At 68.9% G+C, this 14,999-nt stretch carries 14 protein-coding genes; 6 read left to right on the top strand and 8 right to left on the bottom strand.

Going from position 1 to position 14,999, the window contains the following annotated elements; genetic code table 11:
* The first annotated feature begins 10 nt into the window (after nt 1-10).
* On the top strand, nt 11-961 hold the full coding sequence (gene ipdE2 / locus G6N48_RS21865; RefSeq protein ID WP_085268227.1) for an acyl-CoA dehydrogenase IpdE2: 951 nt from the start codon (nt 11-13) through the stop codon (nt 959-961).
* Nucleotides 958-2,124, top strand: a complete 1,167-nt coding sequence (locus G6N48_RS21860) for a pyridoxal phosphate-dependent aminotransferase (RefSeq protein ID WP_085268226.1) — start codon at nt 958-960, stop codon at nt 2,122-2,124. The genes ipdE2 and G6N48_RS21860 overlap by 4 nt, the downstream gene beginning before the upstream one ends.
* Here G6N48_RS21860 and G6N48_RS21855 read toward each other — a convergent pair.
* A complete protein-coding gene (locus G6N48_RS21855) occupies nt 2,121-2,951 on the bottom strand; it encodes an arylamine N-acetyltransferase family protein (protein ID WP_085268225.1) in 831 nt (276 codons plus the stop codon). The two genes, G6N48_RS21860 and G6N48_RS21855, sit on opposite strands and share 4 nt — an antisense overlap.
* Before the next feature lie 519 nt (nt 2,952-3,470).
* Here G6N48_RS21855 and G6N48_RS21850 point away from each other — a divergent pair.
* Together G6N48_RS21850 and G6N48_RS21845 are read left to right on the top strand one after the other, a co-directional pair.
* Nucleotides 3,471-3,941 carry a hypothetical protein gene (locus G6N48_RS21850; RefSeq protein WP_232066680.1) on the top strand — a complete coding sequence of 157 codons (471 nt, stop codon included), beginning with the start codon at nt 3,471-3,473 and terminating at the stop codon, nt 3,939-3,941.
* A gap of 105 nt (nt 3,942-4,046) precedes the next feature.
* The gene (locus G6N48_RS21845; protein ID WP_085268224.1) at nt 4,047-4,859 is read left to right on the top strand and encodes an SHOCT domain-containing protein; all 813 of its coding nucleotides are present in this window, start codon (nt 4,047-4,049) and stop codon (nt 4,857-4,859) included.
* Nucleotides 4,860-4,928: 69 nt separating this feature from the next.
* Here the strand turns inward: G6N48_RS21845 and hsaB are convergent, their stop codons facing one another.
* The 4 genes from hsaB to hsaA are packed head-to-tail and all read right to left on the bottom strand — an operon-like array spanning nt 4,929 to nt 8,466.
* Nucleotides 4,929-5,495: a 3-hydroxy-9,10-secoandrosta-1,3,5(10)-triene-9,17-dione monooxygenase reductase subunit gene (gene hsaB, locus G6N48_RS21840; protein WP_085268223.1), complete on the bottom strand. Its 567-nt coding sequence runs from the start codon at nt 5,493-5,495 to the stop codon at nt 4,929-4,931.
* 12 nt (nt 5,496-5,507) lie between these two features.
* Nucleotides 5,508-6,410, bottom strand: coding sequence for an iron-dependent extradiol dioxygenase HsaC (gene hsaC / locus G6N48_RS21835; protein ID WP_085268222.1), 903 nt, complete (start codon nt 6,408-6,410; stop codon nt 5,508-5,510).
* Nucleotides 6,410-7,282, bottom strand: coding sequence for a 4,5:9,10-diseco-3-hydroxy-5,9,17-trioxoandrosta-1(10),2-diene-4-oate hydrolase (gene hsaD / locus G6N48_RS21830; RefSeq protein ID WP_085268221.1), 873 nt, complete (start codon nt 7,280-7,282; stop codon nt 6,410-6,412). The genes hsaC and hsaD overlap by 1 nt, the downstream gene beginning before the upstream one ends.
* The gene (gene hsaA, locus G6N48_RS21825) at nt 7,282-8,466 is read right to left on the bottom strand and encodes a 3-hydroxy-9,10-secoandrosta-1,3,5(10)-triene-9,17-dione monooxygenase oxygenase subunit (protein ID WP_085268220.1); all 1,185 of its coding nucleotides are present in this window, start codon (nt 8,464-8,466) and stop codon (nt 7,282-7,284) included. Before hsaA ends, hsaD begins: the two co-directional genes overlap by 1 nt.
* A gap of 156 nt (nt 8,467-8,622) precedes the next feature.
* Here hsaA and G6N48_RS21820 point away from each other — a divergent pair, with 156 nt between their 5' ends.
* Together G6N48_RS21820 and G6N48_RS21815 are read left to right on the top strand one after the other, a co-directional pair.
* Nucleotides 8,623-9,705 (top strand): ferredoxin--NADP reductase, encoded by a 1,083-nt coding sequence (locus G6N48_RS21820; protein WP_085268219.1) that lies wholly within the window; start codon nt 8,623-8,625, stop codon nt 9,703-9,705.
* A gap of 45 nt (nt 9,706-9,750) precedes the next feature.
* Nucleotides 9,751-10,284, top strand: a complete 534-nt coding sequence (locus G6N48_RS21815) for a hypothetical protein (protein WP_085268218.1) — start codon at nt 9,751-9,753, stop codon at nt 10,282-10,284.
* A 136-nt stretch (nt 10,285-10,420) separates the two neighbouring features.
* Here G6N48_RS21815 and G6N48_RS21810 read toward each other — a convergent pair whose 3' ends face one another.
* The 3 genes from G6N48_RS21810 to G6N48_RS21800 all read right to left on the bottom strand — a co-directional run bounded on the left by G6N48_RS21810 (nt 10,421) and on the right by G6N48_RS21800 (nt 14,976).
* Nucleotides 10,421-11,764: a DUF2254 domain-containing protein gene (locus tag G6N48_RS21810; protein ID WP_085268217.1), complete on the bottom strand. Its 1,344-nt coding sequence runs from the start codon at nt 11,762-11,764 to the stop codon at nt 10,421-10,423.
* 170 nt (nt 11,765-11,934) lie between these two features.
* Nucleotides 11,935-12,762 (bottom strand): slipin family protein, encoded by an 828-nt coding sequence (locus tag G6N48_RS21805; protein WP_085268216.1) that lies wholly within the window; start codon nt 12,760-12,762, stop codon nt 11,935-11,937.
* 96 nt (nt 12,763-12,858) lie between these two features.
* A complete protein-coding gene (locus tag G6N48_RS21800; RefSeq protein ID WP_085268215.1) occupies nt 12,859-14,976 on the bottom strand; it encodes an acyl-CoA dehydrogenase in 2,118 nt (705 codons plus the stop codon).
* Nucleotides 14,977-14,999 lie beyond the last annotated feature (23 nt).

The following is a 14,999-nucleotide window of genomic DNA, read 5'->3' as shown; positions in this document are numbered from 1 at the left end:
AGCGGCGCCCGTGACTGAAGAACGGGAGATGCTGCGGGACACCGTGGCGGCGCTGATCGCCAAGCATGCGGACCCCGCGGCGGTGCGCGCCGCGCTGCAATCCGACCGCGGCTACGACGAGGCGTTGTGGCAGCTGCTGTGCGAGCAGGTGGGCGCGGCGGCGCTGGTGATTCCCGAGGAGCTGGGTGGCGCGGGCGGCGAATTGGCCGACGCCGCAACGGTTCTGCAGGAGCTGGGCCGCAACCTGGTGCCCTCCCCGCTGCTGGGCACCACGCTGGCCGAGCTGGCGCTGCTGGCCGCGCCCGAGCCGGACGCGGCGACGCTGCAAGGCCTCGCGGAGGGGACGTCGATCGGCGCGCTCGTGCTCGACGCCGACTACGTGGTCAACGGCGACATCGCCGATGTCGTCGTTGCCGCCGCCGACGGCGACCTGACCCGCTGGACCCGGTTCACCGCCGCGCCGGTCGCCACCATGGACCCGACGCGCCGGCTGGCCCGGGTGCAGCCGGGGGCGACCGAGGCGCTGGGCCCCGACCCCGGGCTCGCCCACACCGCGGCCATCCTGCTGGCGGCCGAGCAGATCGGCGCCGCCGAGCGGTGCCTGGAACTGACCGTCGACTACGCGAAGAACCGCGTCCAGTTCGGCCGCCCGATCGGCAGCTTCCAAGCGCTCAAGCACCGCATGGCCGACCTGTACGTGGCGGTCGCCGCCGCCAGGGCCGTGGTCTCCGACGCGTGCGACGATCCCGGCCCCACCAGCGCCGCCACCGCCCGCCTGGCCGCCACCGAGGCGTTGTGCACCGTGGCCGCCGAGGGCATCCAGCTCCATGGTGGGATCGCGATCACCTGGGAACACGACATGCACCTGTATTTCAAACGCGCACACGGCAGTTCGTGGCTGCTCGACTCTGAGCGCGAGCTGCTGGGCCGACTGGAAGCCGAGGTGCTCCCCGCACCGTGACCGGTCATGTCTCGCTGCGCGCGGGCATCCCGCCGTTCTACGTGATGGATGTCTGGCTGGCCGCCGCCGAGCGACAGCGCAGCCACGGCGATCTGGTCAACCTCTCGGCCGGCCAGCCCAGCGTCGGCGCCCCCGAGCCGGTGCGCGCGGCAGCGGCCGCCGCCCTGCATCTCAACGAGCTGGGCTACACCGTCGCGTTGGGCCGTCCCGAGCTACGCGAGGCGATAGCGGCGGACTATCTGCGCAAGTACGGAATTCAGGTCGAATCGGACGCGGTGGTCGTCACCACCGGTTCGTCGGGCGGATTCCTGCTCGCGTTTCTGGCCTGCTTCGACGCGGGCGACCGGGTGGCCCTGGCCAGTCCGGGCTACCCCTGTTACCGCAACATCTTGTCCGCGCTCGGCTGCGAAGTGGTCGAGATCCCTTGTGGGCCGGCGACGCGCTTTCAGCCCACCGCGCAGCTGCTCGCCGAACTCGACCCGCCGGTGCAGGGCGTGATCGTCGCGAGCCCCGCCAACCCCACCGGGACGGTCGTCCCGCCGCACGAGTTGGCGGCCATCGCGTCCTGGTGCGATGCCACCGGCGTCCGCTTGATCAGCGACGAGGTCTACCACGGCCTGGTCTACGAAGGCTCGCCGCAGACCAGCTGCGCCTGGCAGACGTCGCGAAATTCGGTGGTGGTGAACAGCTTTTCCAAGTACTACGCGATGACGGGGTGGCGGCTTGGCTGGCTGCTGGTGCCGCCGGAACTGCGCCGCGCGGTCGACTGCCTGACGGGGAACTTCACCATCTGCCCGCCGGTGCTGTCGCAGATCGCAGCGGTGGCGGCGTTCACCCCCGAGTCGACCGCGGAGGCCGACGTCAATCTGCGGCACTATGCGAAGAACCGGTCGCTGCTGCTCGACGGGCTGCGCCGGATCGGTGTCGACCGGCTCGCGCCCACCGACGGCGCGTTCTACGTGTACGCCGATGTCTCGGATTACACCGGCGACTCGCTCGCATTCTGCTCGAAGCTGTTGGCGCAGACCGGTGTCGCGATTGCGCCGGGAATCGATTTCGACCCGGCGCGGGGCAATTCGTTCGTCCGGCTGTCGTTCGCCGGACCGACCGCCGACATCGCGGAGGCGCTGCGGCGGCTGGGCCCCTGGCTGTCGCGCCGCTAGGAGGCCAGGAGCGCCCCGAGCCGGGCTTCCAGCGCGCCGCGCTCGCCGACGCCCGCCACGTCGATGCCGAACCGGGCGCCGAGGGCCTCGACGACGGCAGCCGCGTCGGGCAGAACCGACCTGTCCGTCCCGTCGGGCCGGTGCAGGGTGAGCTCGCGGCCGGCCAGGTTCAACCGGCCGTCGTCGGTGACCAGTGCGGCCATCACACCGGTGACGAAGATCGACGACGGGTGCGTCGAGACGAACCAGCTGCTCACCCGCAGGTCGACGTCGGGCTGGGTGCGCGCCGTGAGTTCGTAGAGCGGCTGCCACTCGTCGCGGACCATGGCCTGCAGAAGCATCCCGTCGCCGCGGTCGTCCAGCCGGTAGGGCCCGTGCGGGGTCTGCTGGACGGTGCCGGTCTCGATGCGAAGGGGCGCGGTGGGGGTCTGGCCGCCGAAGCCGACATCGACCAGATACGGCCGCGGTGCATCGGGGAACCGCACCGCGAGCATCGTATGCGTCTGAGTCGGGAACGGTGCATCGGGCGGGCGCATCCACACGACCCGGGCGCCCCATCGCCGGACCCGGAAGCCGATCGCGTCCAGCACGTAGCCCATCAGGCCGTTCTGCTCGTAGCAGTAGCCGCCCCGGCGCCGGTGCACGAGCTTGTCGGCGAGGGCATCCGGACCCAGGTCGTCGACCGGCGTCCCCGTCAGGGGATCGAGGTTCTCGAACGGGATCGCCCGGGTGTGCGCGGTGACCAGCGCCCGCAGGACGTCGAGGCTCGCCTCGGCGGGGCCGCGGTAGCCGATGCGGTCGAAGTAGCCGTTGAGGTCCAGCGCCATAAGAAACATTGTGCCGCTATCGCCACTTCGACAGTAGATACCCATGGGGGTATGCTCGCCTCCAACGCGGCCGGCGGCGGGTACGTCTGCGAACCGCCGCCGGTGTCAAGGAGGAGGAACCAGTGGCTGACATCGACCCCTATCCCGAGCCCGGGTGGCCATTGTCGTGGGAGAGCCCGCGACGGCTCCTGGATGCGGCGCACCACAGACCGCCGGTGATCGACGAAGGGCCTCGCTGATGTGTTACGCCGTCACGTGCCGCACCTGCGGGAAGACGACCTGGGCGGGTTGCGGAGCGCACGTCGAGGAGGTTCGCCGGACGGTCCCCGGGTCGCAGTGGTGCCCCGGCCACCCCAAGGAGTCACGAGGGCGCTGGTGGCGCCGATCGCGGGCCTGACCGCCCCGCCCGCGCCGCACACCGTGGCGTCCAACCGCGAATAGTTTGATTCGTGTCGAATTCGGGGATCCGGTTCAGACGGGCCGTATCACACCATCGCCGATCTAACCACGGAGCCCCCGATGAGCATCAGCACCAGCACCATGTGGATCGTTGCCGCCGCCGTGGCGGCGGTCCTCCTCGTAGTCGCCCTGGTAGTCGTCACGGCAAGAGCCAGGAAGCGCCGCCGCGCGCAGCAGGCCGAGGAGATCCGCGAGCAGGCCAGGCTGGCAACGGCCAAGGTCGAACGACGAGAAGCGCTTGCCGCCGAAACGGCCGCCAAGGCCCGCGCCGCGCAGGCCGAGGCCGAAGCCAAGGCCGCGGAGGCCTCCCGGCTGCAGGAGCGTGCGGCCGCGCACCAGAGCGAGGCGGCGACGTCGCGTGAACAACTGCAGGAGCAGTGGGAGCGAGCCGACAGCCTCGACCCGCAGGCCGGCGAGAACCCGAGGCCGCAGGCCGAGGGCGACACCGACCCGGGGACCGCCTACAGCGAGCAGGAGCCGTCGGCCGGCGCACCCCGTCGCGACGCCGGGCTGAGCACTCCGTCCAGCTGAGCGGCGCCGCTCGTCGCCGGTATCCCTCGCTCGATCGCGCCGTGGGCAAACCGCCCTCGCCTTGCGTAATCTCGAAGCGGTACCGACGACGAAAGATTCACGATCATGCAGCCAGGCCGGCCCGCAGCGGTGACCCCGGATGCCGAGGGCGCCATCACCGACATCGCCGCCCGCCACGGGCTGTCCCGGGAGGCGGTCCTGGCCATGCTGTTCGCCCTGCAGGCCGGTGGCGGCACCATGGCGCAGTTCTGCATCCCCGAGCTCGGCGGGTCCGGGCAGTGGATGCGGGGCGGGATGACGATGGTCGGCGACATGTTCGACAACGCACTCAAAGCGCGCGTCGACGCCCTGTGCAACGAGCTGGTTCAACTGGTCGCCACCACCACGGTGTTCCTCCCGACGGCCGGGGTGTCCCAGGCGGCGCAGGCCGGGTTCGGCTCGGGCGGCTGGTGGCCGGCCGACCTCGGCGTGCCGAGCTCCTCCGGCGGGCAAAACGACGTGCGCTACGCGATCTTCCCCGCGACCCGGCGGCTGGCGATTCAGTTCGGTGGTGTAACAAGGGTTTTCGATACCGGCGAGCACCACATCGCCGGGGTCCAACAACAGCAGGGCACCGGTTACGGCTCGGTGAGCTTCACCAGCCAGTTGGGCACTTTCGACGTGTCGAGTTTGCGTGAGCTCGGTGCGCGGCAAGTGGCCGACACTCCCGCCGCGGCGCCCGCCCCGCAGCACCAAACGCAGTATCAGTCCGGCCCGGCGCCGCAGGCCCCGCCTCAACCCCGGGCCACCCCGCAGGCCGCCGGGGATGCCGCAGCGGTGGTTGCGGCCATCGAGGCGCTGGCCGGGCTGAATCAGCGCGGCATCCTCTCCGACGAGGAGTTCGCCGCGAAGAAGGCCGAACTCCTCGACCGGCTCTGACGGCACGGGTGCCCGGCCGGCCCTGCGGCGCTCACTGCGGACCGGCGCGTCACCCCACCCGGGCGGCAGTCAGAGCCAGGTGTCCTGCGTGGTGGTGGTCAAAAACGCCTCGAGGTCGTCGCGCCACTGGGCGGGCGTGGTCTTGTCCGGTTCGATGCCCGTGTATTCGCCGCGGTAGAACAGCAGCGGTCGCGGCTTGATCTTGGGCGCTTCAGACAGCGACTGGACGGCGCCGAACACCACGAAGTGGTCGCCGCCGTCGTGCACCGATGCCACCGTGCAGTCGACGTAGGCCAGCGACTCGTCGATGATCGGCGAGCCCAATTCCGAAGGATGCCAATCGACGCCGGCGAACTTGTCGGGCTCTTTGGATCCGAACCGCGCCGAGACGTGCTTTTGGCTCTCCGTCAGCATGTTGACGCAGAACCGGCCGCTGGCCTCGATGGCCTTCCACGATCGCGAAACCTTGGTCGGGCAGAACAGCACCAGCGGCGGGTCCAGCGACAAGGCCGCGAAGGATTGGCAGGCGAAACCGATCGGTACGTCGTCGTGCACGGTGGTGATGATGGTGATCCCGGTGCAGAACTGACCGAGCACGTTGCGGAACGTGCGCGGGTCGATCGGCGCGGCAGTCATGATAGCCCGAGATTAGCCCTGAAAGCCCACGCTGAAGTCGTGCCCCCACAAGCTGATCGCGGTGCTTTCCCGGGCAATCCAGTCGATGTCGTCGACTTTCCTTCCTTCGCAACCGAATTCGACGTCAAACCCACTGGGTGTCTTCATGTAGAAGGACAGCATCAGGTCGTTGACGTGGCGGCCCAACGTCGCCGACATGGGTACCTTGCGCCGCAGCGCGCGGTCAAGGCACAGCCCGACGTCGTCGGCCTGCTCGACCTCGACCATCAGGTGCACGATGCCGCTGGGCGTCTGCCCGGGCATGAAGGCCAGGCTGTGGTGGCGGGGGTTGCAGCCCAGGAACCGCAGCCAGGCCGGCGCCCCGTCGGCGGGCCGGCCGACCACCTGCGGGGGCAGCCGCATGGAGTCACGCAGCTTGAAGTCGAGGACGTCACGGTAGAAGTGCAACGTCTCCTCGTCGTCGCGGGTGGTCAACACCACGTGCCCGAGTCCCTGTTCGGCGGTGACGAACTTGTGACCGTACGGGCTGACGACGCGGCGGTGCTCCAGCGCGGCGCCGTGGAAGACCTCCAGGCAGTTGCCCGACGGGTCGGCGAACCGGATCATCTCGTCCACCCGGCGATCGGCCAACTCGGCGGCGCTGGCCTCCTTGTACGGCGTGCCCTCGACGTCGAGCCGGTTCCGGATCTCTTGCAGGCCTTCGGCATTCGCGCATTCCCAGCCGGCCTCGATCAGCCGGTCCTGCTCGCCGGGGACGATCACCAGCCGGGCCGGGAAATCGTCCATCCGCAGGTAGAGCGCACCCTCGGTGCTGCCCCTACCCTCGACCATGCCGAGGACCTTCAGGCCGAAGTCGCGCCAGGCCGCCATGTCGGTGGCCTCGATGCGCAGATAGCCCAGCGAACGGATGCTCATCACGCGCCTCCCAGGAAATCAGCGGTCAGCTTGTTGAACTCGTCGAACTTCTCCACCTGGGCCCAGTGCCCGCACTGCCCGAAGACGTGCAGCTGCGCACGCGGAATGGTCTTGAGCGCGACCAGCGCGCCGTCCAGGGGATTGACCCGGTCCTCGCGCCCCCAGATCAGCAGGACGGGCTGGCGCAGCCGGTGCACCTCGCGCCACATCATGCCGAGTTCGAAGTCGGCTCCGGCGAACGACATGCCCATGGCCCGGGTCGCCGCCAGCGACTCCGGCGTCGACGCCAGCTCGAAGCGCTGATCGATCAGCTCCGGGGTGATCAGCTTCTGGTCGTGGACCATCACCCGCAGGAACGCCTCGAGGTTCTCCCGGGTCGGCTGAGAAGAGAACTTGCCGAGCCGCTTGACACCCTCGGTCGGGTCCGGCGCGAACAGGTTGATGCTCAGCCCGCCGGGACCCATCAGCACCAGCTTCCCGGCCTTATCGGGGTAGTCGAGGGCGAAGCGGACGGCAGTGCCCCCACCGAGCGAGTTGCCCACCAGCGGAACACGTCCCAGACCCAGCTGGTCGAAGAGGCCCTTCAGCGCTCGCGCGGCGTAGCGGTTGAACTGACCGTGCTCGGCGCGCTTGTCCGACAGGCCGTAGCCCGGTTGGTCGACGGCCAGCACGTGGAACCGCTCGGCCAGCACCGGGATGTTGCGCGAGAAGTTCGTCCAGCTCGCCGCGCCCGGACCGCCCCCGTGCAGCAGCACCACGGTCTGGTCGTTGCCGGCACCCGCCTCGTGGTAGTGCAGCTTCAGCGGTCCGTCGACGTCGACTTCGGCGAAGCGCGAGGTGGATTCGAAGGTGAGTTGTTCCGTCGCCGTCATCAGACCATGGTGTCGCCGGGCGGCAACCCGAACTCGTTGTTCCCGAAGATCTGGTAGGCCCGCTCGGGATCGTTGGCCGCGTGCACCCGTCCGGCGTGCGCGTCGCGCCAGAACCGTTGCACCGGTTGGTCGTTGCCCAGGGCCGTGGCACCCGACGCCTCGAACAGCCGGTCGATCGAGGCGATCGCACGACCGGTGGCCCGCACCTGGTCGCGGCGCGCCCGCGCGCGCAGGCCGAACGGAATCTCCTTGCCGGCGGCCAGCAATGCGTACTCGTCGGCGACGTTGCCGCTCAGCTGGCGCCACGCGGCATCGATGTCGCTGGCGGCCTCGGCGATTCGGACCTTCGCGAACGGGTCGTCCTTGGCCTTCTCCCCGGCGAACGCCGCCCGGACCCGCTTGCCCTGGTGCTCGACGTGCGCGTCGTACGCGCCGTACGCCATGCCGACGATGGGCGCCGAGATGGTGGTGGGATGCATTGTGCCCCAGGGCATCTTGTACACCGCCGCGGAGTTGGTCTGGTATCCGCCGGCGGTGCCGTCGTTCATGGCCTTGTAGGACAGGAACCGGTGGCGCGGCACGAAGACGTCCTTGACCACGACGGTGTTGCTGCCGGTGCCGCGCAGGCCGACGACATGCCACACGTCGTCGATGCGGTACTCGCTGCGCGGGATCAAGAAGCTGCCGAAGTCCACGGGGCGGCCGTCCTTGATGACCGGTCCGCCGAGGAAGGCCCAGGTGGCGTGGTCACAGCCCGACGACCAGTTCCACGAGCCGTTCACCAGGTACCCGCCGTCGGTCACGACACCGGCGCCCATCGGCGCGTAGGACGACGAGACCCGTACGTTCGGGTCGTCGCCCCAGACCTCTTCCTGCGCACGCTGGTCGAACAGCGCGAGGTGCCAGTTGTGCACGCCGATGATCGAGCTCACCCAGCCGGTGGAACCGCATGCGCTGGCCAGCCGCCGGACCGCCTCGTAGAACAGGGTCGGGTCGCATTGCAGGCCGCCCCACTGCTCGGGCTGCAACAGGGTGAAGAAGCCGACGTCCTGCAGATCCTGAACGGTCTCCTCGGGCAGTCGGCGCAGATCCTCCGTCGCCTGAGCGCGCTCCCGGATCCGCGGGAGCAGATCATCGATGCCGGCCAACACCGATTGCGCATCACGCTGTTGAATGGACGTCACTTGGGTTGCCTCCTGGGCCAGACTTAACAGTGGGCTTACACCAGAGACTAGAACACGTTCCGATTCGTGTCGAGCAGGGTATTCCTGCGGCTGGTAGCGGTATGAATCGCGTTTTCTGTAACATGTTCTAGTTGTGATGAGAGGGAGGATGGGTCCTTGACCGAGGCAGTTCCCGACGAGCCACTCGGCGACCACGTCCTCGAACTGCAGATCGCCGAGGTCGTCGCCGAAACCGACGACGCGCGGTCGCTGGTGTTCACGGTTCCCGACACCGAGGGCGATCCCGGCATCCCGCCCGAGCGACTGCGCTACTCCCCCGGCCAGTTCCTGACGCTGCGGGTGCCCAGCGAACGGACCGGTTCGGTGGCCCGCTGCTACTCGCTGTGCAGCTCGCCGTTCACCGACGACGCGCTCACGGTCACCGTTAAGCGCACCACCGACGGCTACGCGTCGAATTGGCTGTGCGACAACGCGCACCAGGGCATGCGCATCCACGTGCTCGCGCCGTCGGGTACCTTCGTGCCCAAGACGCTCGACGACGACTTCCTGCTGCTGGCCGCCGGCAGCGGGATCACCCCCATCATGTCGATCGCGAAGTCGGCGCTTGCCGAGGGCGCCGGCCAGGTGACGCTGGTCTACGCCAACCGCGACGAGCGCTCGGTGATCTTCGCCGAGGCGCTGCGCGGATTGTCGGCCAAATACCCCGACCGGTTGACCGTGGTGCACTGGCTGGAATCGGTACAGGGGCTGCCGAGCGCCGCCGCGCTGGCGAAGCTGGCCGCGCCCTTCCCGGACCGGCCCGTGTACATCTGTGGCCCGGGCCCGTTCATGGATGCCGCACGCCAGGCCCTCAAGGCGCTCAAAGTCCCTGAGCGCCAAGTGCATATCGAGGTGTTCAAGTCGCTGGACTCGGATCCTTTCGCCGCGGTCAAGGTCGAGGACACCCCCGAGGGCGACCAGCCGCCGGCCACGGCGGTGGTGCAGCTGGACGGCGAGACGCACACCGTGTCGTGGCCGCGCAACGCCAAGCTGCTCGACGTGCTGCTGGCCAAGGGTCTCGACGCGCCGTTCTCGTGCCGCGAGGGTCACTGCGGCGCGTGCGCGTGCACCCTGCGCCAGGGCAGGGTGACCATGGAGGTCAACGACGTGCTCGAGCAGCAGGACCTCGACGAAGGCCTGATCCTGGCCTGCCAATCCCACCCCGAGACGGATTCGGTGGAAGTGACCTACGACGAGTAGCCGCGGGTTAAGTTCACCCCGGGTGTACTGGCGGAAGGGAGCGCGATGAGGCGACTGGTGAGCGGGTTCGCGGTGGCCGCAGGCGCGCTGACGTTCGTGCCCACCGGGGTATGCGGGGCGGCGAGCAACACCGCCACCACCCTGTTCCCGCTGGACGGGCCCAACCAGCTGGAGACCCACACCTTCCTCAACTGCTTCACCTCCGACGGTCACTGCGACTTCACCGCCGGGGCGGACATGCAGACGCCCGACGGCGTGCGCGGCTTCCCTCCCGGCCTGTGGGCCCGGCAGACCACCGAGATCCGGTCCTCGAACCGGATGGCCTACTTGGACGCGCACGCCGCGGGCGAGCACGAGCGGGTCATGAAGTCGATGGGGTCCGACGAGATCACCACCGTCTACTTCGGCGAAGGCCCGCCGGACAAGTACCAGACGACCGGGCGCATCGACTCGACCGACTGGTCCACGGGCCAGCCGAAGACCGACGTCAACGTGATCGTCTGCACCCACATCCAGGTCGTCTACCCGGGAGTCAATATCACCTCACCCAGCACCTGCGCGCAGACGACATTCTCGTAGGGCGGACGACCCCTGGGAGAACCCTTCGGCGATCGGCGCCGGCGCCAGCGCGGGCAGATATTCGATTGCGGCCAAGCGGCCGTTCCCCGCTGCATTGCGATCGCCTTCCCGTTCGGAGCTTTCGACGGCGTGCGACTCAGGCGGGATGCTCCGGACAGACCATGGCCCGGATCGCCTCGTACCGTCTCGTGACGTCGTCGCGGTCGGCGACTTCGGCCACCGAACGCATACCGGCCCGATGAATTCGCTCGGCTTGGCTCAACAGTGTCGCCCGCCGTGCGCAATCGGGGGTCTGGTCGATGATCTTGGCCAGCGACTCCAGCTGGCGGATCATGACCGCCGGCATGCCATCGGAGCACTGGCGTATCTTCTCGAAAGCCCGCTCCACCAAGCGATCGAAGTCGGCCTGGTAAGCGATCACCCGGATGTGACCCGTCGCGTCTCGACGGATGCGCTGCGGCCGCCATGACGTGGAGATCCGGCACAAGCAGTCGCCGAGCCAGTCGATACACGTCAACGCCGTGAACGTGTCGTTCACCGCCGGCGACAGTGCCCGCAGGGCGATCTCGACGAGCTGGTCGAAACCGAATGAGATGTCTTGCGTCAGGGTTCGATACGGTCCCGTGACGTGCCCGCGCACCAGATTCTGCTCAACATAGCTCGCGGCGCTGGCGGGCCACACCCGCGCCATCACCTGGCCGGCCACCAGGAAATGACCGGGACGGTAGGGCAGGTGGATCACGGCCTCGGCCGACGTGGCGACCCTGAGCAGCGACTCATTCCGGATGACTTGCAGATAACCGCTTCGGGGAGTGCGGATCTCGGCTCCTGACTCGTCAATCTGTGCGAGGATTTCATCGGCGCTGGGCCCGCGGGACGCGCCGAGCCCGAACGACGCGCCGCGTTCCGCAGACGCGATCTCGCCGGCCAACGTGCCGGCTATCACGGCGATCACCACCGGAAGCTGGATCATCGTCGCGATGTGGTTGAGGAAATAGATCAGCACCCCGACGTCGACCAGCGTCATCGCCAGCGCGACGGTGATCGACAGATGCGGCACGAAGTCGCCGCGCGGACCGCCACTGACCGACACCAAGGTGATCATCGCGTAGCAGAAAGTCGCCACAAATGCGCCCAACGTGATCTGAGTACCCTGATCGCGCACAAAGTTTCGCAGTATCCGGGGGCCGAACTGCGTCGATGCCAGCGTCAGGGACACGATCGTTATCGAGAACACGATGCCGACCACCGTGATAAGAGCCGCCGCAATGGTGGTCAAGACAATCCGAGCGGCGTCGGACGTGCCGCTGAGCACCCACGAGGGCAACTGCAGATTCCCGTCGTAGGCGGCGCGGTCGGCGGCGTAGGTGAACCCGAAAATGACCAGCGCCGCCGCGGTTACGGCCGTCGGGAGTACCCATAGGTTGGTGCGGATCGCCTCTTTGCGCCAGTCCGACTCCAAATAGGCGTAGCCGGGCATTACCGCCTCGCGGGCTCGGTCATGGGTTCTCGCCTGTGCGCCATGCAGTGATCTAACCGCGCACGACGATGGGACGCGATCGATCGCGCTGTAAACAAAGCGCAAAGATCACCGGCGAAGACGAGATCGGCGCAGCTCTCAGGTCGCGGCCGGGCGGCGGCGATGCGGGGTCAGACGTGAGACAACTTCTCGGCCGGCGAGCCGTTGCCCACAGCCGGCTTGGCCGCGGACGATTCGCGCGTCAGGAACCCGGTGAGTTCGCCGATCGCACTCATCAGCGGCGCGGGGAACACGATGGTGGTGTTCTTCTCCACGCCCAGCTCGAGGAGGGTCTGCAGGTTCCGCAACTGCAGCGCCAGGGGATGACGCATCATGATGTCGGATGCGTCTCCGAGAGCTGCGGCGGCACGCGCTTCGCCCTCTGCGGCAATGATTTTCGCCCTCTTCTCGCGTTCGGCCTCCGCCTCGCGCGCCATCGCGCGTTTCATGCTGTCGGGAAGTTGGATGTCCTTGAGTTCCACCAACGTGACCTCCACACCCCATTCCACGGTCGTGGTGTCGAGGATCTGGCGGATGCTGCCGTTGATCTTCTCCGTCTTGGCGAGGACCTCGTCGAGGGAGTGTTGGCCGACGACGTTGCGCAGCGTCGTCTGGGCGATCTGGTTGATGGCGGCGTTGACGTTCTCGATCATGACGACGGCCTTGCGGGCATCGATGACGCGGAAGTACGCAACCGCGGCGATGTCGACGCTCACGTTGTCGCGGGTGATGATCCCTTGCGACTGAATCGGCATGGTCACTATGCGCATCGACACGCGCCACATTCGATCGACGATCGGGATGATGAACCGCAGCCCCGGCTCGCGGACCCCGATCACCCGGCCGAGGCGGAAGTGCACACCGCGCTGATACTGCTGCACAATCCGGATCGACGCGCCCAGCAGCAGCAGGGCCACAAAAACGACGATCACCGTCGCCACTATCGCATTGGAATTCATACACCAACGCTAGGAGCGTCGGCGATAACAGTCAGCAGCCACAAGTCCCGCCCCACATGGCCATAGGACCCTTCTCGGTGACGCAACGCCCCGCGGCTAGCGCGGCAGGCCGAGCAATCGCTCCGCGGCGACCGTGAGCAGGATCTGCTCCGTGCCACCGGCGATCGTGAGGCAACGGGTGTTGAGGAAGTCGAACACGGCGTGGTTGTGCACGAGCCCGCCACCGTCGGAGACGTCCATCATGAATTCGGCCAGCGCCTGCCGGTAGCGGACGCCGATCAGCTTGCGGACGCTGGACTGCGCCCCGGGATCTTGGCCGCCCACGGCGAGTTGGGCGATGCGCTGGTCGAGCAGCGCGCCCGTCTGGGCGAGCACGATGAGCCGCCCGAGCCGGTCCTGCTGGGCGGCGTCGAGGTCGATGCCCGACAGAACCCCGAGCAACTCCTCCATCGGGTTGCCCAGCGCGGTCCCGGTCGCCATCGCGACGCGCTCGTTGGCCAGCGTGGTCCGCGCCAGCCGCCAGCCGTCGTTCACCGCGCCGACCACCATCTCGTCGGGCACGAACACGTTGTCCAGGAACACCTCGTTGAACAGCGAGTCGCCGGTGATCTCGCGCAGCGGCCGGATCTCGATGCCGGGCGATTTCATGTCGACCAGGAAGTAGGTGATCCCTTTGTGTTTCGGGGCGTCGGGGTCCGTGCGCGCCAGGCACACGCCCCACCGGGCCTTGTGGGCCGCGGACGTCCAGACCTTCTGCCCACTCAGCAGCCAGCCACCGTCTGCGCGCACGGCTTTCGTGCGCAGCGACGCCAGGTCCGAACCGGCGCCCGGCTCGGAAAACAGTTGACACCAGAGGAATTCGCCGCGGGTGGTGGCCGGGACGAACTGCTCGATCTGCTCCGGCGTGCCGTGCTCGAGGATGGTCGGCGCCGCCCACCAGCCGATGACCAGGTCCGGACGCGCCACCCCGGCGGCCGCCAGCTCCTGGTCGATCAGCAGCTGCTCGGCCGGTGAGGCGCCCCGACCGTAGGGCACCGGCCAGTGCGGCGCCTGCAGCCCCGCCTCGGCGAGGGCCGCCTGACGTTGTGCCTCGGGTAGCGCGGCGACCCGGGCGACGGCGGCGGTGATCTCGGGCCGCGAGGCCTCGACCTCGGTCAGGTCGATGCCGAGCCGGCGCCGCACGCCGCCCTGGGTGAGCGCGGCGACGCGACGCAGCCAGTACTCGGCGCCACCGAGGAACCGGCCGATGGCATGCGCCCGGCGCAGGTACAGGTGCGCGTCGTGCTCCCAGGTGCAGCCGATGCCGCCGAGTACCTGGATGCAGTCCTTGACGTTGGCCTTGGCGGCGGCGATGCCCGTGCCCGCGGCAAGGGCAGCGGCGATCGCGAACTGCTCCTGGTCGGCTTCCCCGGCGGCGCGGGCCGCGTCGGCGGCGGCCACCTCGGCCTGCTCGGCGCGACACAGCATCTCGGCGCACAGGTGCTTGACCGCCTGGAAGCTGCCGATCGGTTTGCCGAACTGCTCGCGCACCTTGGCGTAGGCGACCGCGGTGTCCAACGACCACCGCGTGATACCGGCCGCCTCCGCGGCGAGGACCGTCGCGGCCAGTTCGGTCACGCGCTGCCCCGGGCCCGCGACCTCGGCGGCCGGCGCCGAGCTCAGCACCACCCGGGCCAAGGGGCGGGAAAAGTCGGTCGCCTGCAGCGGCTCGAGCCGAACCCCGTCGCCCGCGGCATCGACCAGCAGCCACGTCCCGTCGGCCGGCACCAGCAGGACGCCGCCGTCGGCGGCGCCGAGCACCAACGGCAACGTGCCCGACGCGGTGCGGCCGTCGAAGCGAACGTCACCCTCGAGGGCGAGGCCGGCGAAGCGCTCGCCGGACGCCAGGCTCTCCAGCACGCCGGGGTCGTCGACCACCAGGGTGGCCACCGCGGTGGTCGCGACCGGCCCGGGCACCAGTGCCTTGGCGGCTTCCTCGACCATGGCGCACAGGTGCTCGACGGTGCCGCCCGCCCCGCCGTGGTCCTCCGGGACCGCGACACCGAAGATGCCGAGATCGGCCAGGCCGGCGTAGACGGGCCGCCAGGCGTCGGGATGGCCCTGCTCGACCTCGCGGATGGCCGCGGTCCCGCCCGGCCCGGACGTCGTGTTGCGCGCCCAGTCGCGCACCAGCGCACGCGCAGCGAACTGTTCGTCGGTGACCGTCGCTACCACCCTTGAACCCTCCACGTCCTTCG

The sequence above is a fragment of the Mycobacterium parmense genome (assembly GCF_010730575.1).
In the GTDB taxonomy this organism is placed as follows: domain Bacteria; phylum Actinomycetota; class Actinomycetes; order Mycobacteriales; family Mycobacteriaceae; genus Mycobacterium; species Mycobacterium parmense.
This window is presented reverse-complemented; position numbering and strand designations above follow the sequence as displayed.

Bases quoted from the DNA above. Each gene is read 5' to 3' on its own strand.
- hsaD (WP_085268221.1), bottom strand. From the start codon at position 7,282: ATGACGGCGACGGAACAACTCACCTTCGAATCCACCTCGCGCTTCGCC.
- G6N48_RS21815 (WP_085268218.1), top strand. From the start codon at position 9,751: ATGAGGCGACTGGTGAGCGGGTTCGCGGTGGCCGCAGGCGCGCTGACG.
- G6N48_RS21845 (WP_085268224.1), top strand. From the start codon at position 4,047: ATGCAGCCAGGCCGGCCCGCAGCGGTGACCCCGGATGCCGAGGGCGCC.
- hsaB (WP_085268223.1), bottom strand. From the start codon at position 5,495: ATGACTGCCGCGCCGATCGACCCGCGCACGTTCCGCAACGTGCTCGGT.
- hsaC (WP_085268222.1), bottom strand. From the start codon at position 6,410: ATGAGCATCCGTTCGCTGGGCTATCTGCGCATCGAGGCCACCGACATG.
- G6N48_RS21850 (WP_232066680.1), top strand. From the start codon at position 3,471: ATGAGCATCAGCACCAGCACCATGTGGATCGTTGCCGCCGCCGTGGCG.
- G6N48_RS21805 (WP_085268216.1), bottom strand. From the start codon at position 12,762: ATGAATTCCAATGCGATAGTGGCGACGGTGATCGTCGTTTTTGTGGCC.
- G6N48_RS21810 (WP_085268217.1), bottom strand. From the start codon at position 11,764: ATGCCCGGCTACGCCTATTTGGAGTCGGACTGGCGCAAAGAGGCGATC.
- G6N48_RS21855 (WP_085268225.1), bottom strand. From the start codon at position 2,951: ATGGCGCTGGACCTCAACGGCTACTTCGACCGCATCGGCTACCGCGGC.